This window comes from Lysinibacillus antri (genome assembly GCF_003977595.1).
GTDB classification, from domain to species: Bacteria; Bacillota; Bacilli; order Bacillales_A; family Planococcaceae; genus Ureibacillus; species Ureibacillus antri.
Genome location: NZ_RYYR01000001.1, coordinates 123564 through 146746, shown reverse-complemented (window position 1 = coordinate 146746; position 23183 = coordinate 123564). Strand labels below are relative to the sequence as shown.

The window sequence follows — 23183 nt, the reverse complement described above, 5'->3', positions numbered from 1 at the left end:
ATGATTGAAGTGGTGAATTTAACGAAGACCTTTAAAAAAGTTAATGCGGTAGATCAGGTGAACTTTTATATAGAACCGGGTGAAATTGTTGGGCTACTCGGACCAAATGGAGCTGGAAAATCGACGACGATTGCCATGCTTTCTACCTTAGTTCCCCCAACGAGTGGCGATGTATTACTGCAACAACAAAGTGTATTAAAAAATCCTGCTAGTCTAAGAAAAGTATTAGGAGTAGTTCCACAAGAAATTGCACTTTATGAAGAACTAACAGCAAGGGAAAACCTACTTTTTTTCGGAAACCTTTATAAAATGCAAAAAGATCAGCTAAAAAACAGAGTCGATACGGTATTACAGCAAATTGGGTTACAACATGAGTCCAAAAAAATTGTAAAACACTATTCTGGCGGGATGAAAAGACGATTAAATATTGGTGTTGCCATGCTACATGAACCCGATTATTTAATTATGGATGAACCAACAGTTGGGATTGATCCACAATCTCGTAATCATATTTTAGAAACAGTAAAAAAATTAAATACAGAGTCAAATAAAGCGATTATTTACACAAGCCACTACATGGAAGAGGTCGAGTATTTATGTAATCGCATTTATATTATGGATAAAGGTCGAATTATTGCTTCAGGAACGAAAGATGAAATTAAAGCTATACTTTCTTCTGAAAATACGATTCTAGTAAAATTAGAAAAACATTCGAATGATTTCCTTAGTGAGCTGATGAGTCAACCATTGCTTTCAAATATCAATGCGAAAGAAGCTGAAATATCTTTTACCGTTGCAAAAGGAATTAACTATTTACCAACCCTCCTCACATTATGCGAAATGCATCATGTCACTTTAAAAAGTTATGAAGTGAAAGAGCCAACCCTTGAAGATATTTTCCTACATTTAACTGGCCGTGCATTAAGGAACTAGGGGGAGTAAATATGTTTTTAGCTTTAATTCAAAAACAAATGAAAATTTTATTGCGAAGTCGTTCTGAATTATTAATGCTATTCGTGATGCCAATTATCCTTATTACAATTTTAAGTTTTGCACTTGGCTCATTAATGGAAGGCAATTCCGAAATGACAAAAGTCGAGTTAGCGATTGTTTTACATGATAACGAAGAAGAACAACTGAACGAGTTTCGTAAAGTAGCCAGTGAAACATTTCCAATCAATGATGAAATGGAAAAACAAATGAAACAGATGCTCCCCATTTCGATGCTTTTGGAGCAATTAACAAAAAGTGAAGAAATGAAAGAATTTATCCATGTAACCGAGCTTAAGCCAAATGAGTTTGAAAATGCCCGTAAAAGCGAAGAATTTTCTGCCATCATTGAGGTGCCAGAACATTTTACGGTGAATTTCTTAACTTCTATTTTTATGGAAGGGGATCAGCCAGCTTTCAATGTTTATGTAAATGAAAGTGAACCCATTACTTCTACAGTGGTGAAAAATATACTCGATTTTTATCAGCAACAATATACATTTTTCACGGCTTTAGCCAAGAACGGCTTTCTTTCAGATGAGATGACAGTACCAACGCCCGAAATAAAGTCAGAGATCCAAACAGTTGATACCGAAACAAAAATCAATTCGAGTATCTATTACACATTTAGTATGAGTGTTATGTTTATTTTATTTATTGCGGGCACCATTGCGGGTCAATCGTTTTTAGAAAAGAATATGCACATTTTTGATCGCATCCTTTTAGCTCGTATTCATCCACTTACGTACTTAGCTAGTATGATTGTTTCGACGGTCGTCATTGCATTTATCCAAGTAGCGATTTTGTTTGCATTTGCTTATTTTGCCTTTGGAATTTCCTTGAATCAATGGGGGTTAACGATTCTATTAACCTTACTTTTAGCAATTGTCGTTGGAGGAATTACGGCACTTCTTTCATCTATTAATTATCGCAGTAACTCGGCGAATGCTTCGAATATTTTTTCAAATGCACTTGTGTCAATTTTAGCTTTATTAGGTGGAAGCTTCTTTAATATTAGTGGCTTATCACCAGTCTTAGGGAAAATCGGTATGTGGACTCCGAACGGTGCAGCTTTAGATGGTTATTTGAAATTGGCTCAAAATGGCAGTTTATCGGATATTCAACATAATCTAATGAACCTAGCTGTGATGGCGATTGTTTTAATTGTTTGTGCGGTACTATTGTTCCCGAAACGAGGTGGAATTGCATGATAAATATTTTAAAAACAAAATTTGTATTACTCGCTCGAAATCCTGCAAGTTTCATTATTATCACCGTGATCATTTGCTTATTTGCCTATATTTTAGGTCTTGGGCAACAAGCAAAATTTCCAATTGCAGTTTTTACAGATTTGGAAGATCAACAAACGCAATTTTTTATGAAAGAATTAGGGAAAATGCCAAACAAAAGTTTTGAGCTATTTGAAGAGCGAGAGGCAATTGAAAAGGTTCGAAACGGAGATCGGGAAGTAGCCATTCACTTGAAAGAAGATGGTTTTGATTTAGTAATCGCACCAGATTATATGGATGCACCGCTTTTACAACATGAGGTATCCACCATTTATAGTAAAGTATCTCAAAAGCAAGCGATTATTCAAGCCTATCCAGTTGACAAGCAAAATGAAATTTCTGCCGTAATAGACGAAGCAGTTGCGAACCCTAGCTTTCATATTAACTATTCAAACTTTTCCAATGATGGGGCATTTATTTGGGATGCAAAATTGCATAGCTTATTTGGATTTACACTTTTTATGGTAATTTATACGGTGGCAAATGGAGTCAACCATATTGTGATGGAGAGAAGAAGTCATATATGGGATCGATTAATTGTGTCCTCCATACGAAAAAGTGAAATCTATATAGCAAACTTAGTTTATAGCTTTATTCTGGGGTATATACAAATTGCCATTGTGTTAGCAATCTTTTATTTCGGATTAGGTGTTGATTTTTATGGAGGGTTCTATCAATCATTAGTCATCGTCATTCCATATGTACTATGTATTGTTGCTTTATCAATCTTTATAGCATCAATTGCCACAACACCTGGGAAGTTTAATGCGTTTATCGTTGTCTTAGCGGTTCCATTTGCGATGTTGGGGGGCGCTTACTGGCCGTTAGAAATCGTCACAAGTGAAACGATTTTAGCATTATCTTATATTTCCCCAATTACTTATGGGATGGATCTCCTTTATGGCGTTACATTAAATGGTAGTTCCCTCACAGATTTAATCCGACCACTGGGCATGTTGCTTTTTATGACCGTTGTATTTATGGGTATTGGAATCAATGTAATGGAGAAAAAAGAAGTTCGGTAAGGGTGCGTCCGAAAAGTGATTTTCGAACGCACCCTTGCGACGAGGATAGTGGCAATTTATTGTTACTACCGCAGGAGCATAGATTTTTAGCGAAATTATATCATTATAAGTATAGCTGTCCAAAGTACAATACTTTCTGGACAGCTCCTTTTTTTGCGAAGTTTATTTAAATTAAACTTTTTTGAAACTGGAATGGATTGTCAACCGTCAAATGGTTAGATAAAAAGTTAGGGGTGCATAAATGTGTTTGTAACGGACTTGTTGTCACAAGACGACAAAGTTTCAGACCTGTTTGAAGAACTTGTAGAGGCACATGCTGAATCACTTATACAAGTTGCTTATTCGTATGTGAAAAATAAACAGATGGCTGAAGATATAGTGCAAGATGTGCTCATTAAAGCGTTTGAAAAGCAATCGCAATTTCGAGGGGATTCTTCATATAAAACGTATTTATACAAAATGACCATTAATCGAAGTTATGATTATTTAAGAAGCTGGTCATATCGCAATCATTTATTAACGAATAAATTTTCAAATCTTTTTGGTGTCCAAAAATCAGTGGATGATTTTGTCGTATTAGAAGATGAGCGAGCTGTCATTGGAAATGAAGTATTAAAGCTTGCGCCAAAATATCGCGAAGTCATTATCTTATTTTATTTTAAGGAGTTAAAAGTAGAAGAAATTGCAAATATCCTTGATTGCTCAATGAATACGGTTAAAACAAGGCTTAGTCGTGCAAGAAATATGTTAAAAGAACGATTAGGAGGGAAGCTAGATGAGTAAAGATCCAATTAAAGATAGTCTGCAATTTATTTTTACAGAAAACAACGTATATGATCACAGAACGAATCAACGGATTTTATATACAATGGCGAAACCTCACAAAAGAAAAAAGTTTCTTTTTATGCCGTTAGCGACTTCATTTTGTTTGCTATTAGGGTTAGGCATTTGGATTGCGACGATGTTACCAAGCACAAATCAAAATGCCAATACAGATACGGAACAATCAAGTATTCAACAACAAGATGATTTGGAAATGGGGACGGATGCACAAAAAATAGCAGATTTAGAGTTTCAAATTGGTGCCTTTGAAGATGAAAGAGCGTATTATCATGAAGTCATTGATCAACTTTTACCGAATCTATCCGATGAGGAAATGCTGGAGTTCGCAAAAAGTCATTTTTCTTATGAGTTTACGGTGAACCATGAACCGCTTCCAGCCACTGGACAAATGGAAGTGGCTGCAGGAGAAGTAACGGTCATGCTAAATTTTAAGATGGTACCACATTATAATGTATTATCTGAAGAATGGTATCAAAAAGGAATGATAAGTGGCGACTACTTTGCCCATATTGAAAAAGTAGAACCAGCGAATGGGGAAATGACCTATGCAGATGGAGCGAATGTGACTGCACAAGGTTATCGATTTGCCAATGCAGAAAGTGGCTCCAAAATTACACTTACGATTTCTGAAGAGTTGAAAGAAAGATTAGCTTTGAAGACATCCAAAATTGAAATCTTAGTTAAATAATGGGTTACCCGGGGATTCCAAAATGGAGTCCTCTTTTTAATGAGAAAAGAAATTCCAGGAACCATTTGTATATATATACCGTCAAAAAAATGATTGTTGTTCCAATTAACCTCTTTTTTTATATAGTACTCAAATGTTATACTAGAATGTATGGTTTTTATTAAAGAGAAGTAACATAACATGAACATTCAATGAATTTTTTAGACTTTAAAAAGGAGGATGCAGATGCGAAATAAGCCAAAAGTAAACCGTGCTTCTAGTGTAAAAGCGAAATATCGGGCAAGTCTCTCCTTCCGTATGAACGTATTATTCTTTTCGATTTTCCTTTTATTTTCACTTCTTATATTCCGTCTTGGATATTTACAAATCGTAAAAGGTGAAGATTATGTACGAGCAATTGAACGGACAGAAGAAATTGCGGTTAATACGAGTGTTCCTCGTGGTCGGATATTTGATCGATACGGCAGAATATTAGTCGACAATGAACCTGAAAATGCGATTACATATACAAAGATGCAAACAACCACTACGACCGAAATGCTTGAAATTGCAGAACAACTTGCAATGTTAATTGAGCAACCGATTGATCGGATCACACTTCGAGATAAACTAGATTTTTGGATACTAAAAAATAAAGAAACTGCCTATGCAAAAGTATCTAAGGATGATGAAACGAAAATAAGAGCAAATGAAGAATTAGAAGAAAAACAAGTACAGCAAGAAATTGACCGACTTGTTCGTGAACGAATTACTGACGAAGAGTTAAATCAATTAACGCCTTTCGAATTAGAAGTTCTAGCAATTTATCGAGAAATGGCATCAGGCTATAATTTATCTCCACAAATTATTAAAAGCGAAAATGTTACAGATATTGAATTTGCGCGGGTTTCAGAAAGATTATCCGATTTACCAGGAATTAATACAACAACCGATTGGAAACGAGTAAAACTCTCTTCTCTTGCTATATTAGGTAGAACGACTGTCCCGAGTAAAGGGATTCCGAAAACGAAATTAGATTTTTATTTAGCAAGGGACTACTCACGAAATGATCGTGTAGGTGAAAGTTATTTTGAAGCACAATATGAAGAACTACTGCAAGGACAAAAATCTGTTGTAAAAAATATTACGAATAAAAAAGGTGAAGTCATCGATACGCTCACGACTTATGCAGGAGAGCCTGGAAAAGACTTAGTGACAACGATTGATATTGAATTACAAGCTGAAGCGGATCGTATCGTTGAGGAAAAATTACTAAAGTTAAAAGCGAGAGGGCAAGCAAGTCTATTGGATCGCGCCTTTTTCGTGATGATGAATCCAAAAACGGGTGAAATCCTTTCGATGGTTGGGAAAAAAATCGAAAAGGATAAAGAAACAGGGAAACCGTATGTAGTGGATTATTCTTATGGTACCTTTACAACGGCATACGAAGCGGGTTCTACTGTTAAAGCTGCAACAGTTCTTATGGGGTACTCTGAAGACGTAATTAGCCCGGGTACTACACTCATTGACCAGCCGATTCGATTATATAGAACGGAACCAAAAAGTTCGATCTTTAACCGTAGTGGTGCAATTCGCATGAACGACTTAAAAGCATTAGAGCGTTCATCAAACTCCTATATGTTCCAAATTGCGATGAAAGTTGCGGGAACAAATTATACACCGAATATGGTATTTCGTATTCAAGACGATACACTACAAACGATGCGTAATCGATATGCACAGTTTGGTCTTGGTGTAAATACGGGTCTTGATTTGCCAAACGAATTTTCAGGTTTCCAAGGTGAGCTAACGGATACAGGGAAAATTTTAAACTTAGCGATCGGGCAGTTTGATACGTATACACCGATGCAGCTGGCACAATATATTTCAACGGTGGCAAATGGTGGGTATCGCATTCAACCACGTATGTTAAAAGAAATTCGTGATCCAAGTGAAGATGGTGAAACATTAGGACCGGTGATTGAAGAAGTAACACCAAGAATTTTAAACCGTATTGCGAATACGGATGATGAAATTGATCATGTGAAAAAAGGGTTACGTCAAGTATATGTAGGTCCTCAAGGTTCTGCCCGAGCATCCTTTGCGAATACACCGTATACTGCAGCTGGTAAAACCGGGACAGCCGAAGTGGTTTACTATGGCCCAATCCGTGAAGAGTTCGGAACATTCACCGTCAACTTAGCACATGTTGGATTTGCACCATACGACAATCCGGAAGTTGCCTATGCTGTGTTAATTCCTTGGGCAACAACAAACTTTAATATCCATTTAAACGAAGGAAATGAAATCGCCCGTGAAGTACTGGATGTGTATTTTAATTTAAAAGGAAAATATTCAACAGAAGGTCTATCATCGAGCTCGATTAAACAACAAATTTTACCACCTACAACAGGTGAGAAAATTGATGAAGACACAGAAGAACAAAAAGTAAATGAATAACTATAAGCAATACTCTGTAGCTAGATTCTACAGAGTATTTTTTTGTGAATAAAATTATAAATTTCCTTTTAAAGTTTTACTTTGTAAGCGACTATACATCAATTAACTAGAAAACTATGAACATTGTCTTGTAAATAACTATAGTCAACTCTATGAACATTACATCGCACATATTTACAATTTTAGACAACGCTTTACAATCTCTTTACATACCATTTATATGAAATCAACAAACTACCATTATAGTTTAACTTGTAAGACAAACTTACTATGAATTGATGGAGGAAATAAGAGATGAAAAAGTGGAAGTACTTAACGATGACAGCCGTTCTTGGCTCAGCACTACTATTAGGAGCTTGTGGATCTGAAACTGAATCAGAAGAAGCAACAAATGGTAGCCAAACAACTGAAACAGCAGCTGCAGGGGATGCACAATTAACTGGTTCAGTTTCAGGAGACGGTTCGTCGACAGTAGCACCAATTACAGAAGGTCTTGTTGAAGAATATGCAGGTACTCAACCAGATGTAAAAGTATCTGTTGGTGTTTCTGGTACAGGCGGTGGTTTTGAGAAATTTATCGCTGGTGAAACAGACTTCTCGAATGCATCACGTCCGATTAAAGATGAAGAAAAAGCGAAATTAGATGAAGCTGGAATTGAATATACAGAGTTTCAAGTTGCCTATGACGGTTTAACAGTTGTAGTTAATCCTGAGAATGACTGGGCTACAGAATTAACAGTCGATCAATTGAAAAAACTTTGGATTGAAGATGGTACAACAAAGAAATGGTCAGATATCGATCCATCTTGGCCAGCTGAAGAAATCGTATTTTATTCACCGGGTACTGACTCAGGCACTTACGATTACTTTGATGAAGTTATTTTAGATGGTTCGGATCTAGTAAAATCTGCAACATTATCAGAGGATGATAACGTATTAGTACAAGGTGTTGCGGCTGATAAAAATGCAATTGGATTCTTTGGATTTGCATATTACTTAGAAAACCAAAATAAATTAACGGCTGTAAAAGTTGATGGTGTAGAACCAACAAACGAAACAATCGAATCCGGAGAATATACGCCGCTTTCACGTCCACTATTCGTTTATGCGAAAAACAGTGCATTAAAAGATAACGAAGCATTCTATGATTTCATGAAGTTCACATTAGAAAATGCAGGTGAAATGGCTGAAACAGTTGGTTATGTAAAATTACCAGATGCGAAATATACAGAAGGCTTAACAGCATTAGAAGGCTTAAAATAATATTAATAGTTTAATAATGTGTGGGAATAACGCTCACTATAAGTGTATCCCACGCATTTTCTCACGTATATGAAGGGAGTTTACATTATGGCTTCTCAAGGTCTAGGGAAAGAGCAATCCATCCAAGACATGATTGCACAATCTCGAAACAAAAAGGGTAAAAAATTTATAGAAAAGCTAATGCCTATTCTTTTAATTATTACAGCATTAATTTCTGTCTTAACAACATTAGGTATTGTATTTACACTCATTTTTGAAACCTTTGAATTTTTTCAGAGAGTATCAATTACCGACTACTTATTCGGTACGGAATGGTTACCTTTCTCAGGAAGTGAACCACTTTATGGTGTTTTACCTTTAATATTAGGTACTTTAAAAGTATCTGTGATCGCTGCCTGTGTAGCAGTTCCATTAGGGATTGCGGCTGCTATTTATTTAAGTGAATATGCTTCCGATAAAACACGCCGAGTAATTAAACCGATTTTAGAAGTTTTAGCTGGTGTACCGACAATTGTATATGGTTTCTTTGCTTTAACATTTATTACACCACTACTTCAACAATTGATACCATCGCTGAAAATATTCAATGCATTAAGCCCCGGTATTGTAGTAGGTATTATGATTTTACCAATGATTGCGTCCTTATCAGAAGATGCAATGAGTTCTGTACCGAATTCAATCCGTGAAGGCGCTCTAGCATTAGGGTCTACTAAGCTAGAAGTTTCATTGAAAGTAGTGTTACCGGCAGCATTATCCGGGATTGTGTCTTCTGTTGTATTAGCCGTTTCACGTGCGATTGGGGAAACGATGATTGTATCTCTTGCTGGTGGAGCTACGCCAACATTTGATTTTGATGTCACGGGATCGATTCAAACAATGACTGCCTATATCGTTCAAGTATCATCTGGTGATGCTGGATATGGTACAACAATTTACTACTCGATTTATGCAGTTGGCTTTACACTATTTGTTTTCACATTACTAATGAATCTATTAGCACAATACATTTCGAAACGCTTCAGAGAGGAGTATTAAGATGAAATATATGAATGATACTGTTGTGATGAAGCGCATGAAGTCACGATTACAAGTAAATAAAGTTTGGAAAACGATTTTTATTATCGCAACATCAGTAGCTTTACTAGCCTTAATTGTTCTCCTTGTTCGGATTGTGACACAAGGCACAGGTTATTTAAACTGGGATTTCTTTAATAATTTTGGGTCACGCTTTGCTGAAAAAGCAGGGATAAAAGCAGCGTTAGTAGGTTCCATCTACCTTATGTTAGTAATCGCACCAGTTTCGATGATTCTAGGGGTAGGGACAGCGATTTATTTAGAAGAATATGCAAAGAAAAATAAATTTACAGATTTTATTCAAATGAACATTTCTAATTTAGCAGGTGTTCCTTCCATTGTTTTCGGTTTACTTGGATTAACAATTTTTGCTCGTATGCTGTTCTTAGGAAAAAGTATTTTAGCAGCTGGACTAACAATGAGTCTATTAATCTTGCCAGTCATTATTGTAGCTGCTCAAGAAGCCATTCGTGCAGTGCCAAAAGAGCAACGTGAAGCTTCTTATGGAATGGGGGCAACGAAATGGCAAACGATCACACGCGTTGTGTTACCAGCTGCCATTCCTGGTATTTTAACGGGAAGTATTCTTGCTTTATCCCGTGCAGTAGGGGAAACAGCTCCCCTTGTCGTACTAGGGATTCCTGTCATTCTACAATTTTTACCTGATGGATTATTAAGTGAGTTTACAACATTACCGCTACAAATTTATGACTGGGCAAAACGTCCTCAAGAAGAATTCCAGTTTGTTGCGGCTGCAGGGATTATTGTTCTGATGGTACTTCTTGTGATTATGAACTCTATTGCGATCTTTATCCGCAATAAATTCCAAAAACGATATTAAGGATGTGTCAAAGTGGTCGAGCTTATGATTAAAAACGAGGAAAATAAAACAGTTAAAACTTCTGCTCCATTTATCGGTGAAGGTCAAAAAGTTTTTGAGAAAAATACAGTGTTTCAATCGAAAAATTTCAATCTTTGGTATGGGGATCACCATGCATTAAAGGACATCAATTTAGATATTAAAGAAAACGAAGTAACGGCAATTATCGGTCCATCCGGTTGCGGGAAATCCACCTATATTAAAGCGCTCAATCGTATGGTCGAACTTGTGCCAATCGTAAAAACAAACGGCGAAGTCAATTACCGTGGACGTAATATTTTTGGTTCTGACTATGAAGTAGAGGAATTACGTACTCGTGTCGGGATGGTATTCCAAAAACCGAATCCATTCCCGAAATCAATTTACGATAATATCGCTTATGGTCCACGTATTCATGGGATTAAAAATAAAAAAATCCTAGATGAAATTGTTGAAAAATCATTACGTGGTGCAGCGATTTGGGATGAAGTGAAGGACCGTCTAAATCAAAATGCGTACGGCTTGTCTGGTGGTCAACAGCAACGTATTTGTATTGCACGATGCCTTGCAATTGAACCAGATGTCATTTTAATGGATGAACCTACTTCTGCTCTTGACCCAATTTCAACATTAAAAGTAGAAGAGCTTGTACAAGAATTAAAAGACAACTACTCCATCATTATCGTGACACATAACATGCAACAAGCTGCTCGTATTTCAGATAAAACGGCATTTTTCTTAAATGGTGAAGTAGTCGAATTTGATCATACCGATAAAATATTCTCAACTCCTCGTGACCAGCGTACAGAAGATTATATTTCAGGCAGATTCGGTTAAGAAGGAGATGTAAGAATGAGCGTTCGCGAACGTTATGAAAATGAGATTAATGCAGTGCAACAAAAGCTACTGCAACTTTGTAATCGAAGCATCGAAACGTTAGAAGCTTCCTTTACAGCGTTAATTAATAAAGATCTTGAAAAAGCTCAAGAAATTATTGACCGTGATGTGGAAATAAATAAACTCGAAGAAGCTATTAACGACCAAGTAATTAAGTTATTAACGAGACAACAACCCGTTGCAACAGATTTACGTCGTTTAATCGTCTTATTAAAAGCTGCGTCTGATATGGAACGAGTTGGGGATTATGCAGTTAATATTGCGAAAGAATGTCTTCATATCGGGAAGGAACGATTTATTACATCCATTGAATTGCTCGAAGATATGTGTTTTAAAACGACGATGATGCTACGCCAAATTGTCGAAGCATTTATCGAAGAAAATACAACAAAAGCAAAAGAAGTTGCAGAACTGGATGATCAAATCGATGAAATGTACGGCAGCATGATCAAACATTTAATGCGATTAAGTGCTGTTGCGCCAGAAAGTGTAGCGCAAATTACGAATTTATCCTTTATTTGTCGCTACGTGGAACGTTGTGCAGACCACGCGACAAACATTGCGGAGTATTTGCTCTATTTGAAAAAAGGTCAACGTTTTGAATTAAATAACTAGAAAACTTAGTCAATTCTAATTCACAGAAAATGTACATTTTAAGAAAGCGCGGCCTACCACTGTAAGCCGCGGAAAAATTACATAAAGTTTAGTAGCCATTACTACATGTGAGAGGACCTTTCACAAAAGCACAAAGACAAGTCGTAGAGCCAACTAGTTGGCTCTGCGGCTTGTGTGCTTAGTCCTCTCACTAAACAACATTTATCCAATTCTCCGTTAGTATATAGTAACATCAAAGATTTTGGACAATATTTAGCTTTTACACCGCACTTTTTCTTTTTATATTGAATAGTTGAAAAATTTATAATAAAATGATTTTATATTAATAGTAAAGCGATGATGAAAAAGAGTAGTATTATGGAATGCCATAGAGAGCTAGCGGTTGGTGAAAGCTAGTGCAGGCTATAATATGAATGGGCTTTCTAGCTCTAGTATTGAAATTTTGAGTAGATACTAGCGTTTGTTTACGTTACAACAGTTGAGTGGACTTATTGTGTTCTTTTTGCGTTAATCGCAAACACATTAAGTCAATGAAGGTGGCACCACGGCTTTTCCGTCCTTTTGTGATGGAAAGGCCTTTTTTTATTTTCATGTAGTCGATTATAAAACTCAACTACATGTGAGTGCATAGATGAGTCGAGTAGAGAAGGAGCGAGTTGAGATGGTTGTAAAAGTGAAACAATATGTTATTCATGAGGTACAAGGGGATATGATGACCCCAATTTCAATTTTTAGTAGTTTAAAAGGTAACAATAAAGTATTATTTGAGTCGTCCGCAAAACATGAAGAAAGTGGTAGATATTCCTTCATTGCGGTAAACCCAGTAGCTCAACTACAGGGAGATCAATCGAGCTACACGTATCAATTCAAGAAAGAGCATCCTCAAAATGGATCAGGATCGGTTCTACAAAAACTCCGAGAAATGATGCCGATTCAACATGTGCATTATCCATTTTCCTTTTTTGGTGGAGCGATTGGTCATTTTGGATATGATACCGCCTTTTATAATGAAAAAATCGGTGTCCCATTACAAGATGATTTAAATATGCCAGATGTGCATGTATTTTTCTATGATACATTTATTGTATTTGATCACTTACTACAAAAAATTGCCATTGTCGCAATTGATCTATTTGATACAGGACGAACAAAAGATGACATGTACAATCAAGTGAAGCAATTAGAAAATGAAATTACACAGGGGATTCCTTTTACTCTAGAAACAACAAAAACAGTTCAATTCCAACCAACAATTGAAAAAGAAGAGTTCATTCAAATGGTAGAAAAGGCCAAAGAACATATAGAGAAAGGGGATATTTTCCAAGTTGTACTTTCTCAACGTTTTGAAGCAAATTTCAAGGATGGGGACCCATTTAGCTTATACCGAAAACTTCGAACATCCAATCCATCTCCCTACATGTTTTATGTAGAATTTGATGATTATACGATTCTGGGCACTTCTCCTGAAAGTTTAGTAAAAGTAAATGATCGAATCGTGACAACGAATCCAATCGCAGGTACAAAACCTCGAGGTAAAACAAAAGAAGAGGACGAAAGACTAGAAAAAATACTAATAAACGACGAAAAAGAAATTGCTGAACATCGTATGTTAGTAGATTTAGGTCGTAATGATATCGGGCGAGTAAGTAAAGTTGGCACTGTTCAAGTTAGCAAATATATGACCGTGGAACGTTATAAACATGTGATGCATATTGTTTCTGAAGTGACGGGTGAACTACAGGATGATGTCCATGTGCTAGATGTTTTAACGTCTTGCTTACCTGCAGGAACAGTTTCGGGAGCACCGAAAATACGTGCCATGCAAATAATTAATCATCTTGAAAAAACAAAGCGCGGAGTATATGCTGGAGCGATCGGTTATATTTCAGTGAATGGCAATATGGACTTAGCCCTTGCCATTCGGACAATGATTGTTAAAGATGGTAAAGCCTATGTGCAGGCGGGTGCAGGCATTGTCTATGATTCCGTTGCTGAATCAGAATATGAAGAAACACTGAACAAAGCAAAAGCTCTTTTGGAGGTGCAACGATGATTTTATTAATTGATAACTATGATTCTTTCACACACAACCTATATCAGCAAATTGCAGGCCTTGGAAAAGATGTGCAAGTTGTGAGAAATGATGCGATGACAATTGATGAAATTCGTGCCCTAAACCCCGAAGCGATTGTACTATCACCAGGACCTGGTACCCCAATAGAGGCAGGGATTACAGTACAAGTTGTAAAAGAATTATATAAGGATTTTCCTATTTTAGGAATTTGCCTTGGTCATCAATCGATAGGGGAAGCATTTGGAGGCGAGATTGTTCGTGCAGAAAATATTATGCATGGAAAACTTTCCTCTTTAAAGTACGTGCAAAAAGGAATTTTTGAAGGCATGGATGGGGAACTAGAGGTGATGCGTTACCATTCACTAATTATTAAGCCATCTACTGTTCCTGAAGATTTTGAAGTACTCGCTTTATCTAGTGATGATGGGGAGATTATGGCAATCCAGCATAAGGAGTATCCTGTTTATGGTTTGCAGTTCCATCCAGAATCAATCGGTACAGAAGGCGGAACAAAACTAGTCGAAGCCTTTTTAGAAAGAGTATAAATAAAAGAAGGGTGCAATAAGAAAATGCATCCTTCTTTTTCTTGTTTGGCGAAGTGGATATAGGTCTTAATTGAAATTACATGCAAAATCAATCACCATTGCATGTAATACTAAATAAGTCGTATCTTTATTTCGGTAGGCCAATTTTCTTCGCTTTTACGAGAATCTATAAATATTTTTTTATTTCATTTTCAAATTTTAACGGTTTATCTGTTGGGGCGAAGCGTTTTACGACATTCCCTTGGCGATCGATTAAAAATTTTGTAAAGTTCCATTTTACGTTTTTCCCAAGGATTCCTTTTGTTTGCTCTGTTAAATATTTAAATAATGGGTGTGCATCTTCGCCATTTACTTTAACAATTTCATGCATCGGGAAAGTTACACCGTAAGATAGACGACACGCCTCTGCAGCATCTTCTGCTGAACTAAGCTCTTGTTTAAATTGATTTGATGGGAATCCAAGAATCTCAAGTCCTTGTTCGTTATACTTTTTATAGAGCTCTTCTAATTCATCAAATTGCCCGACTAAACCGCACTTTGTTGCCGTATTAACGACTAAAAGGACTTTTCCTTTATACTGTTCTAACGAATAAGGTTTTCCATTTTCATGCTTCACTTCAATGTCATAAATATTCATAGTAATCCCTCTTTTAACTTAGTATTGAAGATGATTTTCAAAAGCTGCTTTTCGATTTAGCATCATTAGTGTAACAGTTAGAGAGATTGTTGTAATTAAAAAAGCACTAATAAATCCAATGACACCACTCCACCCAAAATTGTTCCAGAAAATTCCTCCTGTTGTACCACCAATGCTTGAGCCGAAATAATAGGCGAATAAATAGAGGGAAGATGCTTGAGCTTTGTCTTTCGTTGCGCGGAAACTTACCCAACCACTTGCGATCGAATGGGATCCGAAAAAGCCAAACGTAAAAATAATAATGCCGACAATTTTGATGATTAAGCTTTCAGGTAATGTTAGGAGCGCACCTGTAAACATAATAAAAATTCCGGAAAACAATACTTTTTGACGCCCGAATTTATCCGAAAGACTACCAAACCATGCTGAACTAAATGTACCGACTAAATAAACGATAAAGATAGAGCCAACAATTCCGGCACTTAAATTATAAGGAGGACCTACTAATTTATAGCCAATATAATTATACAGTGTGACAAATGCCCCCATTAAAGTAAAGGCGATTCCGAATAAACAAACTAACCCCGGATCTTTTAAATGCGAAATTAAAGATTGCGTTAGAGACTTAATTTTAAGGGGGCGCGGATGGAAATGTTTCGACTCAGGCAATGCCCATACAAAATAAGCACTAACAACCAAACTTAATAATCCTAAAACAATCATCCCAATTTGCCAGCTAAATAGGTCGGTCATTGTTCCCATAATAATACGTCCTGCAAGCCCACCTACAGAATTTCCACTTATATACAATCCCATGGCAACACCTAAACTAGAAGGGTCAACTTCTTCTCCTAAATAGGCCATCGCAATTGCAGGGACGCCTGCAAAGACAAATCCTTGTGCCATTCGTAGTAATAACAGCATTTCAAAGGATGGTGAGAATGCAAGGGCAATTGTTAAAATTGATGCAGCAAAAATGGAAATCGTCATCAACCGTTTACGTCCCCACGCTTCCGATAAGGAACCAAAGAAGATTAAACTAACGGACAAAACGATTGTCGATAATGATAAAGATAAACTAGCGATTGCTGGTGAAACATGAAACTCCTCTGAAAACTGAGGTAACAATGGCTGTGTAATATATAAATTAGCAAAAATGATAAATCCTGCAGCAAACAATGCTAAATTTGCTAATTTAAATTCTTTTGTTCCTTTTTGTAAATAGGTCATTGTACAATCGCCTCTTTTTAAATTTGACATTTTTTTGAACATTATCAGTAAGTTTATTATAATAAGTAGTGTTATATAATGATAATTCATTGTTTTTATCTGCCATATAAAAATAAGTTATAAGGAGTTTCGATTATGGATTTTAATTCTTTCTATTATTTTGCAAAAGTGGCAAAGTACGAAAATATGTCACGTGCTGCAGAAGAGTTACATATCACTCAACCTGCTTTAAGCAAATCGATTTCTTCCTTAGAAGAAAATGTAGGGGCCATTTTGTTCGATCGGAATGGCCGTTCGTTAAAACTTAATCGTTACGGTAAGTTTTTTCTTGAACGAGTAGAGTATATTTTAAAGGAATACGAACGGGCAAAAGAGGACTTAGCCAATTTAGTTTCACCAGGACAGGGAGAAGTTTCAATTGGATTTATGCATACCCTTGGATTAGAAGTAATCCCATCCTTAATGACAAAGGTTAAGACCATTTATCCGAATATGAGATTTCAGCTAACACAAAGTAATTCAAGTGTGATTTTAAAAAAACTAGAAGTAGGAGAGCTAGACTTATGTCTCATATCTTCATTAGATACTAATCATCATGTGATATGGGAGAAATTGTGGGATGAAGAAATTTTTCTAATTGTCCCAAAAGATCATCCATTAAGTGAAAAAAAAGTTGTTTTTATTGAAGACTTTGCCCATGATCCATTTATTTCAATAAAAAAAGGAAACTCTTTACGTAGAACGGTAGATGAACTGTTTAAACAAGAAGGGTTGCAGCTAAATGTGGCTTTTGAAGGAGAAGAAATACATACTGTGGCTGGTTTAGTGGAAAGTGGGCTCGGTGTTTCTTTAATTCCTTACATAAAAGGATTAGAACAATATAAATTACATGTTTTAAAAGTGGGCTTACCAAACTGCAAGCGGGAGATCGGCTTAGCTTATTTGAAAGACCGATTTAAAAGTGCAGCAACCGAACAATTTGCAAATTTTATTCGTAACTATTTTTTAGAATCGTTGGCTAACGACAATAAGCTTTAATTGCATTTAGGTAAATTTAGAAGGGGTATCCTTTGTATCTGCACAAAAAAAGGAACCTTTCTTCTAAGGTCCCAGTTTTTCATTCTTTTTTCCCAGTCACAATATTGGCAATTTCCTCAATACTCATCGAGGAATTTAATTCGAATTGTCCAATTTGTATAGATTTCGCATATTCAGGTTGTGCTAAAAATAATTCCATCTCAACACTATTATTAATAACACCTAATTCTTTTATTTTTTGTGCTACATCAGCTGTAGTTAGCCCTGAATAAATATAGAGTGTGCCCGTGACAATTTCTTCTTTTTTAGTCTCTTTGGGTTTTTCTACCTGTTCTGAAGCTACCTCTTTTTGTGGGGCTTCATTTTGAGGTGGTTCTGGTGTTGACTTAGCTTGATCGAATTGTGCTAGTTGTTTATTTGCTTTTTCTAATTGTTGCTCTAATTCAAGTACTTTTTCTTTATATTGCCCATCCTTGTTTTCAGATGATGAGACAAAAGGAAGATTAAATTGATTGCCGATTGCCAACAAAGCACCAATTAAAAAACAGGCAATCCCGAAAGCTCGTACAGATGACTTTTTCATCGGTTGCCTCCATTTTGTAGTATGTCTAAAATTTGATCTTTCGTTAGAGTAGACATTTTACTTATTTCATCAATTGGATAGCCTTGTTTATTTAATTGAATAACTTGTGCCACTAAAATTTCATTAATTTGTTTATTTTGCACAGGCTTACTATTTGTTTTGGCTAGAGCAGCTTGTTTGTATGCTTCCTGTGATTTCTTTGTCGAGATAGGGGATTTTACTGTGAAATTTGGTTCGAGTAAAAGTTCTTCTTCAACAATTTTTAGACGTTTTTTTATGGAATTCGTTTCTTGATATATACTAATTGTAAATTCTTCAAAGTCTTGTTCCATTTTTTTGGATGTATCTTTCAGGAAAAAAGAAAGGATCATACATATAATACCGATAAAAATTAGAATAGTTGATAGCTCCAATGTTGTTCCTCCATAAAAGCATTTTATAATATTTTATCATAATGAAAGTTAATAATAAATGATGCTAGATTTTTTTTCGATATATGTTATAATGATTTAGTCGTATAAATCATGCTCAAAGATTAATTATCGATATAGAGTGGGAGGGTTAATAATGCGCGTAAACATTACTTTAGCTTGCACAGATTGTGGCGAACGTAACTACATTTCTAAAAAGAACAAACGTAACAATCCAGAGCGTCTTGAACTTAAAAAATATTGCTCTCGCGAGAAGAAAATCACTCTTCACCGTGAAACTAAGTAATAAGCATTTTGCCAAAACCACTTGTGGTTTTGGCTTTTTACTTATTTGATAAGGAATGGTGAATATGGATAAAAAAGAACTCCGTAACGGCATAAGATTAGCCTTAAGTCGTATGTCTGATGAACTGTATAAACAATCCTCATTATTAATTAAAAAACGATTATTAAATGAGCCTATTATAATAGAAGGAAATTCGATTGCTATTACGATTTCAACTGAAAGAGAAGTTGATACTATTGGGATTATTGAGTCACTTTGGGCCTTAGGTAAAAATGTATTAGTACCAAAGTGTATAGCTAAGACAAGGGCGATGGAATTTTATAAAATAGATAATTTTGACCAGTTGGAAACCGTTTATATGAACTTGCGTGAACCTGTTCTAGAATTGACTGAACAATTCTCTGCTGAACAAATAGACTGTATAATCGTGCCAGGAATCGTGTTTGATTATAGTGGATACAGAATTGGATATGGCGGCGGGTATTATGACCGCTATTTGGAACACTTTCAAGGGAATCTTGTTTCATTAGCTTTTGACATACAAATAGTGAATTCAGTGCCATATGAAGCACATGATCAACCAGTTAACTATATTATTACTGAAACGAACAGAATCGATTGTACTACAAAGCGAAAGGGGTAACTAAAAATGAAAACAATGAAGGATATATATGATTTATTAAAGCAATACGGTACATATATTTATACAAGAGATCGTATAGGTGATCTAATTTTAATGGAAGAAGAGATTCGTGAATTATATAAAGCTCGTGCCATTGAACCGAGAGAATTTCAGTCTGCCATGTTAATTATTCGACATGAAGCATCGAGATTAGAGAGAGAAGAAAAAAATGGTTAATTTACGTTAAAATGGGTAATGATTAGTTGAGAATAACGTCGAATTTTGTATATGTAAATAAATTGAATTATTGATCTAGAACGTTTAAAATTTTTAGGGTAGTTAAAATTTAAAGTGCCGATTGTACAGTGGAGAATTAATCCACTGTTTTCATTTGGGAACCTTTTTGTAAATGATACGTAAATAGTATGGAGTGTTTCTAAATAAATCACTTTTACTTTTAATTTTCTGCCTATTGATGTTATGTACAATTTTTATTGATTCTTAATCTAAAAAGGATTAAGATAATCTTTGTTTCTTATAAATATGGATTTATGATGGTAGAAATATTAAAAAAATACTTTAATTAGTATATTAAATTCAAGAAAGGATGTTAGGGATGAAGTCATTGAAGTGGCCTAAACATTCGATTTTAGCTATAGCAATTATAGCAACATGGATCAAAACCGTTATTGTATACTATACAAGTTTTGACATGGAAATTGAAAATGCAATGCAAAATTTTATCTTGATCATTAACCCACTTAGCTTTTTACTATTTATTTATGGCTTATCGTTATTCTTTAAATCAACGAAAGCACGAAATCGCTTTGTTATAACGATGAGTATTATTTTATCGTTCGTTCTATATGTGAATGTAGGATTCTATCGTTTCTATAACGATTTTATAACATTACCTGTATTGTTCCAAACTAGTAATTTCGGTGACTTAGGCACATCTGTAGGAGCAATTATCAATTGGCTTGATATTCTTTATTTTGTCGATATTATCATTTTGATTATTGCGGTAAAAATGATGCCAAAATTACAAGGTCAATTATCGATTCGTAAAGAATTCCGACGTGCTTATTTTGTGTTAGCAATGGCAATGTTATTCTTAAATTTAGGATTAGCTGAAACAGAACGCCCACAATTATTAACACGTGCATTTGACCGCGAATTACTTATTAAAAATATTGGAACATATAATTATCATTTATATGATATCTATGTACAATCAAAATCAAGTGCTCAACGTGCCCTAGCAGATGGTAGTGAACTTGTAGAAGTAGATAACTATGTTCAAGCAAATCAAGCTGCAACGAATGAAGAAATGTTCGGTAAGTATAATGGGCGCAATCTAATTGTTGTTTCTTTAGAGTCATTACAAAGCTTTGTTATTAATAATGAAATGAATGGGGAAGTCGTAACACCATTTTTAAACTCATTAACGAATGATCAAGATACGTATTATTTAAATGACTTTTATCACCAAACAGGGCTGGGAAAAACAAGTGACTCCGAATTTATCGTAGAAAATTCACTATTTGGATTAGGTCGTGGTGCAGTATTCTTTACACATGGTGGCAATACGTATAATTCAATGGCTGAAAAACTTGGTGAAAATGGCTACTTTACAAACGTAATGCATTCAAATAATGCATCTTTCTGGAATCGTGACATGATTTACAAATCGTTAAATATTGATAAATTTTACGATATTAATTCTTATGAAGTAACAGATGAAAACTCAGTTAACTGGGGTTTGAAAGATATACCATTCTTTGAACAATCTGCTGAATTAATGACACAGATGGAACAACCATTTTATTCTCGTATGATTACGTTAACAAATCATTTTCCATTTACATTGGATGAAGAAGATATTATGATCCCTGAATACAATTCGAATTCAGGTACGTTAAATCGTTATTTCCAAACAGTGCGTTATTTAGATGAATCGATTAAGATCTTCTTTGAAGAGTTAAAAGAAAAAGGTCTTTATGACAATTCAATTATTGTGATGTACGGTGACCATTATGGTATTTCAGAAAACCATAATAAAGCCATGGCCATGTACCTTAATAAAGAAGAGATTACGGCATATGATAGTGCTTTACTGCAATCAGTTCCGTTATTTATCCATGTACCAGGTTCTGGTGATGGTCAAGTAATTGACAAAACAGCTGGTCAAATTGATTTGCGTCCGACAATCTTACACCTTCTAGGGATTGATACATCGAATGACATGCAATTAGGAGAGGACATATTCTCAGAGGAGCATGAAAACTTTGTAATATTCCGTGATGGTCGATTTGTAACGGATGAATTAGTTTACGCTGGGGAAGTATGTTATGATCGTGCAACTGGTGTGGAGATAGGTATTGAGGTGTGTCAGCCATTTATTGATCGTGCTTCGACTGAACTTCAATATTCAGATGAAATTATAAATGGTGATTTACTTCGATTTTATGATGCGAAAACAGGGAATTTAAAACAAGGTGTATTAGAATAGATCAATATGAAAACGGTGGAGCGAAAATACTTCACCGTTTTTTCGCGTTGTTTATTAAAGTGAAAAGCAGAAAAAACGAGGTATCATAAAGATACCTCGTTTTCCTTTTTTGATTAGTGTAATTTTGGTGGATAACCTTGATGTAAGATTGTCATGATTACAAACCAACCAAGTACTGCTGCAGTAGCTAAACTAAATACTAAAGCAAGAATATTCTTTTCTTTAATTGCTTGGAATATATTTACTACTGCAAAAATTGCGATTAAAGCGAAAATAACCATTAATAAGTTCATTAATAAGACACTCCTTTCGACATTAGAAAATGAATGTCGATAAACAATATTCCTTCTTTATTGTAAAACACAGTTGTCCTTTTGTCGAGCAGAAATAAAAATAATATGTGAACAAAGAATGTAATTTTATTCTAGCCCATGTATAATATTGAAGAGGTGATTCCAAATGTTAAATGTAAAAACTTTTTGCCTAGGACCTGTCCAAACCAATTGCTATATAGTCAATAATAAAGAAAAAGATTGCTTAATTTTTGATCCAGGGGACGAAGCAAATAAACTTATTAAAGCAATCCGAACGAATCAATTAAAGCCAAAAGCAATATTTCTAACCCATACGCATTTTGATCATATTGGGGCCGTAGATCGCTTAAGAGAAGAATTTAATATTCCTTTATATGTTCATCAAAAAGAAGTAGAGTGGCTATCGGATCCGATGAAAAACGGCTCTGGAAAGTATAGAGAGCTGCCTGATTATATCATTGCAAAACCAAAGGAAGAGCATATTATCAAAAGTGAACAAACTTTTACTATAGAAGGATTTACTTTTAATGCCGTTTTTACACCAGGCCATTCCCCAGGTAGTATTTCTTATATTTTTGAACATGATGGATTTGCAATTGTGGGGGATACGTTATTTGAACAAAGTATAGGAAGAACAGATTTACTAGGTGGTTCTCTTGAAGTACTACTTAAATCCATCCACAATAAATTACTTGTGTTACCTGAGGATTTTATTATTTACCCAGGCCACGGTTCCTATACTACACCAGCAGCAGAAATGGATATGAATCCGTTTCTAAATGGGTTTTAACGAAATAGGAGAGTTGAACTTAGGCGTTCCTTTTTAATGGAACGTCTATTTTATTATTTAATGAAAGTTATTGAAGTGCTAATAAAGTGTACTGTGATTGACTCCTTACTATTGCAAAATAAAAAACATCGACTGGAAA

Annotated in this window: 24 protein-coding genes and 1 other annotated feature; of the genes, 19 read left to right on the top strand and 5 right to left on the bottom strand. The window is 35.3% G+C overall.

Going from position 1 to position 23183, the window contains the following annotated elements:
• The 13 genes from EK386_RS00775 (at window position 1) to EK386_RS00715 (ending at window position 14601) form a co-directional block, all read left to right on the top strand.
• On the top strand, window positions 1–933 hold the full coding sequence (locus EK386_RS00775) for an ABC transporter ATP-binding protein (RefSeq protein WP_126657101.1): 933 nt from the start codon (window positions 1–3) through the stop codon (window positions 931–933).
• 11 nt (window positions 934–944) lie between these two features.
• Complete coding sequence (locus EK386_RS00770; protein ID WP_126657100.1) at window positions 945–2201, top strand: ABC transporter permease; 1257 nt, start codon at window positions 945–947, stop codon at window positions 2199–2201.
• On the top strand, window positions 2198–3304 hold the full coding sequence (locus EK386_RS00765; RefSeq protein ID WP_126657099.1) for an ABC transporter permease: 1107 nt from the start codon (window positions 2198–2200) through the stop codon (window positions 3302–3304). Before EK386_RS00770 ends, EK386_RS00765 begins: the two co-directional genes overlap by 4 nt.
• 243 nt (window positions 3305–3547) lie before the next feature.
• Window positions 3548–4087, top strand: coding sequence for an RNA polymerase sigma factor (locus tag EK386_RS00760; protein WP_246027548.1), 540 nt, complete (start codon window positions 3548–3550; stop codon window positions 4085–4087).
• Complete coding sequence (locus EK386_RS00755; protein WP_126657098.1) at window positions 4080–4835, top strand: hypothetical protein; 756 nt, start codon at window positions 4080–4082, stop codon at window positions 4833–4835. Before EK386_RS00760 ends, EK386_RS00755 begins: the two co-directional genes overlap by 8 nt.
• A 225-nt stretch (window positions 4836–5060) precedes the next feature.
• On the top strand, window positions 5061–7274 hold the full coding sequence (locus EK386_RS00750) for a penicillin-binding transpeptidase domain-containing protein (protein WP_246027547.1): 2214 nt from the start codon (window positions 5061–5063) through the stop codon (window positions 7272–7274).
• 294 nt (window positions 7275–7568) lie between these two features.
• Entirely contained in the window at window positions 7569–8537 is a 969-nt protein-coding gene (locus tag EK386_RS00745; protein WP_126657096.1) for a PstS family phosphate ABC transporter substrate-binding protein, read from the top strand.
• Window positions 8538–8624: 87 nt separating this feature from the next.
• A complete protein-coding gene (pstC, locus tag EK386_RS00740; RefSeq protein ID WP_126657095.1) occupies window positions 8625–9572 on the top strand; it encodes a phosphate ABC transporter permease subunit PstC in 948 nt (315 codons plus the stop codon).
• Window position 9573: 1 nt separating this feature from the next.
• Entirely contained in the window at window positions 9574–10452 is an 879-nt protein-coding gene (gene pstA, locus EK386_RS00735; RefSeq protein WP_126657094.1) for a phosphate ABC transporter permease PstA, read from the top strand.
• Between the two features lie 24 nt (window positions 10453–10476).
• Complete coding sequence (pstB, locus tag EK386_RS00730) at window positions 10477–11307, top strand: phosphate ABC transporter ATP-binding protein PstB (RefSeq protein WP_126657093.1); 831 nt, start codon at window positions 10477–10479, stop codon at window positions 11305–11307.
• Between the two features lie 15 nt (window positions 11308–11322).
• Window positions 11323–11982 carry a phosphate signaling complex protein PhoU gene (phoU, locus tag EK386_RS00725; protein WP_126657092.1) on the top strand — a complete coding sequence of 220 codons (660 nt, stop codon included), beginning with the start codon at window positions 11323–11325 and terminating at the stop codon, window positions 11980–11982.
• Between the two features lie 327 nt (window positions 11983–12309).
• Window positions 12310–12546: a binding site (T-box leader), on the top strand.
• 97 nt (window positions 12547–12643) lie between these two features.
• Window positions 12644–14035, top strand: coding sequence for an anthranilate synthase component I (trpE, locus tag EK386_RS00720; RefSeq protein WP_126657268.1), 1392 nt, complete (start codon window positions 12644–12646; stop codon window positions 14033–14035).
• A complete protein-coding gene (locus EK386_RS00715; protein WP_126657091.1) occupies window positions 14032–14601 on the top strand; it encodes an anthranilate synthase component II in 570 nt (189 codons plus the stop codon). The genes trpE and EK386_RS00715 overlap by 4 nt, the downstream gene beginning before the upstream one ends.
• A 166-nt stretch (window positions 14602–14767) precedes the next feature.
• Here EK386_RS00715 and EK386_RS00710 read toward each other — a convergent pair whose 3' ends face one another.
• Window positions 14768–15238: a glutathione peroxidase gene (locus EK386_RS00710; protein WP_126657090.1), complete on the bottom strand. Its 471-nt coding sequence runs from the start codon at window positions 15236–15238 to the stop codon at window positions 14768–14770.
• 18 nt (window positions 15239–15256) lie between these two features.
• Window positions 15257–16468 carry an MFS transporter gene (locus EK386_RS00705; protein WP_126657089.1) on the bottom strand — a complete coding sequence of 404 codons (1212 nt, stop codon included), beginning with the start codon at window positions 16466–16468 and terminating at the stop codon, window positions 15257–15259.
• Between the two features lie 135 nt (window positions 16469–16603).
• Between EK386_RS00705 and EK386_RS00700 the strand changes: the two genes are divergently transcribed.
• The gene (locus EK386_RS00700; RefSeq protein ID WP_126657088.1) at window positions 16604–17506 is read left to right on the top strand and encodes a LysR family transcriptional regulator; all 903 of its coding nucleotides are present in this window, start codon (window positions 16604–16606) and stop codon (window positions 17504–17506) included.
• A gap of 79 nt (window positions 17507–17585) precedes the next feature.
• On the opposite strand, the gene EK386_RS00695 is transcribed toward EK386_RS00700, so the two are convergent.
• Both EK386_RS00695 and EK386_RS00690 read right to left on the bottom strand, forming a co-directional pair.
• The gene (locus EK386_RS00695; RefSeq protein WP_126657087.1) at window positions 17586–18089 is read right to left on the bottom strand and encodes a hypothetical protein; all 504 of its coding nucleotides are present in this window, start codon (window positions 18087–18089) and stop codon (window positions 17586–17588) included.
• A complete protein-coding gene (locus EK386_RS00690) occupies window positions 18086–18502 on the bottom strand; it encodes a hypothetical protein (protein ID WP_126657086.1) in 417 nt (138 codons plus the stop codon). The genes EK386_RS00695 and EK386_RS00690 overlap by 4 nt, the downstream gene beginning before the upstream one ends.
• Before the next feature lie 154 nt (window positions 18503–18656).
• Here EK386_RS00690 and rpmG point away from each other — a divergent pair, with 154 nt between their 5' ends.
• The 4 genes from rpmG (at window position 18657) to EK386_RS00670 (ending at window position 21940) form a co-directional block, all read left to right on the top strand.
• A complete protein-coding gene (rpmG, locus tag EK386_RS00685) occupies window positions 18657–18806 on the top strand; it encodes a 50S ribosomal protein L33 (RefSeq protein WP_126657085.1) in 150 nt (49 codons plus the stop codon).
• A gap of 58 nt (window positions 18807–18864) precedes the next feature.
• Window positions 18865–19449, top strand: a complete 585-nt coding sequence (locus tag EK386_RS00680) for a 5-formyltetrahydrofolate cyclo-ligase (RefSeq protein ID WP_439331221.1) — start codon at window positions 18865–18867, stop codon at window positions 19447–19449.
• 6 nt (window positions 19450–19455) lie between these two features.
• On the top strand, window positions 19456–19665 hold the full coding sequence (locus EK386_RS00675) for a YqgQ family protein (RefSeq protein WP_126657083.1): 210 nt from the start codon (window positions 19456–19458) through the stop codon (window positions 19663–19665).
• 379 nt (window positions 19666–20044) lie between these two features.
• On the top strand, window positions 20045–21940 hold the full coding sequence (locus tag EK386_RS00670) for an LTA synthase family protein (protein ID WP_126657082.1): 1896 nt from the start codon (window positions 20045–20047) through the stop codon (window positions 21938–21940).
• Between the two features lie 113 nt (window positions 21941–22053).
• On the opposite strand, the gene EK386_RS00665 is transcribed toward EK386_RS00670, so the two are convergent.
• Window positions 22054–22233, bottom strand: coding sequence for a DUF2759 domain-containing protein (locus tag EK386_RS00665; protein WP_126657081.1), 180 nt, complete (start codon window positions 22231–22233; stop codon window positions 22054–22056).
• 166 nt (window positions 22234–22399) lie between these two features.
• Here EK386_RS00665 and EK386_RS00660 point away from each other — a divergent pair, with 166 nt between their 5' ends.
• Window positions 22400–23044, top strand: coding sequence for an MBL fold metallo-hydrolase (locus tag EK386_RS00660; RefSeq protein WP_126657080.1), 645 nt, complete (start codon window positions 22400–22402; stop codon window positions 23042–23044).
• Window positions 23045–23183 lie beyond the last annotated feature (139 nt).

What these genes read in the sequence shown, in the direction of transcription:
- phoU (WP_126657092.1), top strand. Translation starts at nt 11,323, where the DNA reads ATGAGCGTTCGCGAACGTTATGAAAATGAGATTAATGCAGTGCAACAA.
- pstC (WP_126657095.1), top strand. Translation starts at nt 8,625, where the DNA reads ATGGCTTCTCAAGGTCTAGGGAAAGAGCAATCCATCCAAGACATGATT.
- rpmG (WP_126657085.1), top strand. Translation starts at nt 18,657, where the DNA reads ATGCGCGTAAACATTACTTTAGCTTGCACAGATTGTGGCGAACGTAAC.
- EK386_RS00700 (WP_126657088.1), top strand. Translation starts at nt 16,604, where the DNA reads ATGGATTTTAATTCTTTCTATTATTTTGCAAAAGTGGCAAAGTACGAA.
- EK386_RS00670 (WP_126657082.1), top strand. Translation starts at nt 20,045, where the DNA reads ATGAAGTCATTGAAGTGGCCTAAACATTCGATTTTAGCTATAGCAATT.
- pstB (WP_126657093.1), top strand. Translation starts at nt 10,477, where the DNA reads ATGATTAAAAACGAGGAAAATAAAACAGTTAAAACTTCTGCTCCATTT.
- EK386_RS00710 (WP_126657090.1), bottom strand. Translation starts at nt 15,238, where the DNA reads ATGAATATTTATGACATTGAAGTGAAGCATGAAAATGGAAAACCTTAT.
- EK386_RS00675 (WP_126657083.1), top strand. Translation starts at nt 19,456, where the DNA reads ATGAAAACAATGAAGGATATATATGATTTATTAAAGCAATACGGTACA.
- EK386_RS00715 (WP_126657091.1), top strand. Translation starts at nt 14,032, where the DNA reads ATGATTTTATTAATTGATAACTATGATTCTTTCACACACAACCTATAT.
- EK386_RS00695 (WP_126657087.1), bottom strand. Translation starts at nt 18,089, where the DNA reads ATGAAAAAGTCATCTGTACGAGCTTTCGGGATTGCCTGTTTTTTAATT.
- EK386_RS00755 (WP_126657098.1), top strand. Translation starts at nt 4,080, where the DNA reads ATGAGTAAAGATCCAATTAAAGATAGTCTGCAATTTATTTTTACAGAA.
- EK386_RS00745 (WP_126657096.1), top strand. Translation starts at nt 7,569, where the DNA reads ATGAAAAAGTGGAAGTACTTAACGATGACAGCCGTTCTTGGCTCAGCA.
- EK386_RS00660 (WP_126657080.1), top strand. Translation starts at nt 22,400, where the DNA reads ATGTTAAATGTAAAAACTTTTTGCCTAGGACCTGTCCAAACCAATTGC.
- EK386_RS00665 (WP_126657081.1), bottom strand. Translation starts at nt 22,233, where the DNA reads ATGAACTTATTAATGGTTATTTTCGCTTTAATCGCAATTTTTGCAGTA.
- EK386_RS00765 (WP_126657099.1), top strand. Translation starts at nt 2,198, where the DNA reads ATGATAAATATTTTAAAAACAAAATTTGTATTACTCGCTCGAAATCCT.
- EK386_RS00750 (WP_246027547.1), top strand. Translation starts at nt 5,061, where the DNA reads ATGCGAAATAAGCCAAAAGTAAACCGTGCTTCTAGTGTAAAAGCGAAA.
- pstA (WP_126657094.1), top strand. Translation starts at nt 9,574, where the DNA reads ATGAAATATATGAATGATACTGTTGTGATGAAGCGCATGAAGTCACGA.
- trpE (WP_126657268.1), top strand. Translation starts at nt 12,644, where the DNA reads ATGGTTGTAAAAGTGAAACAATATGTTATTCATGAGGTACAAGGGGAT.
- EK386_RS00705 (WP_126657089.1), bottom strand. Translation starts at nt 16,468, where the DNA reads ATGACCTATTTACAAAAAGGAACAAAAGAATTTAAATTAGCAAATTTA.
- EK386_RS00770 (WP_126657100.1), top strand. Translation starts at nt 945, where the DNA reads ATGTTTTTAGCTTTAATTCAAAAACAAATGAAAATTTTATTGCGAAGT.
- EK386_RS00775 (WP_126657101.1), top strand. Translation starts at nt 1, where the DNA reads ATGATTGAAGTGGTGAATTTAACGAAGACCTTTAAAAAAGTTAATGCG.